This window comes from Sphingomonas sp. SAFR-052 (genome assembly GCF_051965015.1).
Lineage (GTDB): Bacteria > Pseudomonadota > Alphaproteobacteria > Sphingomonadales > Sphingomonadaceae > Sphingomonas.
In genome coordinates, this window is record NZ_JBQCMO010000037.1 from 1 (window position 1) to 1,238 (window position 1,238).

General features: G+C 62.6%; 1 protein-coding gene. It reads right to left on the minus strand.

All coding sequences use genetic code 11. From position 1 onward, the window contains the following. Positions 1-35: 35 nt before the first annotated feature. A protein-coding gene (locus ACTHQV_RS19230; RefSeq protein WP_440492323.1) for an IS3 family transposase occupies positions 36-1,186 on the minus strand; the annotation gives its coding sequence in 2 pieces (ribosomal slippage) (positions 36-922 and positions 922-1,186; 1,152 coding nt in all). Between the last annotated feature and the right edge of the window lie 52 nt (positions 1,187-1,238).

Below are 1,238 nucleotides of genomic sequence, written 5' to 3' on the forward strand. Positions count from 1 at the left end.
GTGGACTTGCCCCGCTCAAATGGAGAGGCATTTGCTCAGCGTGGCGCGGTTTGTTCGAACTGCGCCGGGCTGGTGTAGTTGAGCGCGGAGTGGCGCCGGACGGGGTTGTAGAAGCCGTCGATATAGCGGGCAATGGCCTGCTCGGCCTGGGTACGGGTATAGAAGACGGTGGGCCAGACGAGTTCGGATTTGATGGTCTTGAAGAATGTCTCGACCATGGCGTTATCGTAGCAATTTCCCTTTCCCGACATGGAGATGCGGATGCCGTGGCGACGCAGCTCGGCTTGGTAGTCCACCGAACAATACTGGCTACCGCGGTCCGAATGATGAATGAGCCCCTTGGGGGGACGCCGCATGACGAGCGCCTTGCGCAGGGCAGCCAGCGCTAGATCGCGGTGCAGCCGGTCGCCGACAGCCCAGCCGACGACGCGGCGGGAGAAAAGGTCGATGACCACCGCCAGGTAGAGCCATCCCTCCCGTGTCCAGACGTACGAGATGTCGACGCCCCACTTCTGGTTGGTTGCCGTCGCGGTGAAATCCTGATCGATGATGTTCGGCGCGATCGGCCAGGCGTGTTCGCTGTCGGTCGTGCGTTTGAACCTGCGCTTCTGCCGGGCACGCATGTCGTTCTCGCGCATCAGCCGCGCCGTGCGACGCCGCCCGATGGCAAAGCCATCATCCTGCAACTCGCGCGTCATCCTCGGACTGCCATAGGTGCCGTTCGACAGGGCAAAAGCCGAGCGGACATGCGCCAGCATCACCATGTCATCGCGCTGACGCCGACTGGCCGGGCGATCCTTCCAAGCGAAGTAGCCGCTCTGGCTGACGCCGAGCACCCGGCAGAGGCGGTGGACCGGGAAATCCTCTCTCGCCCGATCGATGAGCTGGAACCTCATCGATTTCCCTCCCGGGCGAAAAAAGCGGTCGCCCGCTTCAGTATGTCACGCTCCTGTCGAAGGATCTCATTCTCCCGCCGAAGGCGCTTCAACTCGGCAGCCATATCCGCCTGCGGCGCTTGATCCGGCGTATCCACCAGACGATCCCGGCTGCGGCTGATCCAGCGCACCAGCGTCGATAGCCCCACTCCCAGATCCTCCGCTATTTCGCGCTGCGTCCGTCCGCTGGTCGCCACCAGCCGAACCGCTTCGTCCTCAAACTCCTTCGTGAACCGTCGCTGCTTCGTCATTGAGTTCGCCTTTCACTTCAAGGGAACTCTCCACCTTGCCGAGGCAAGTCCA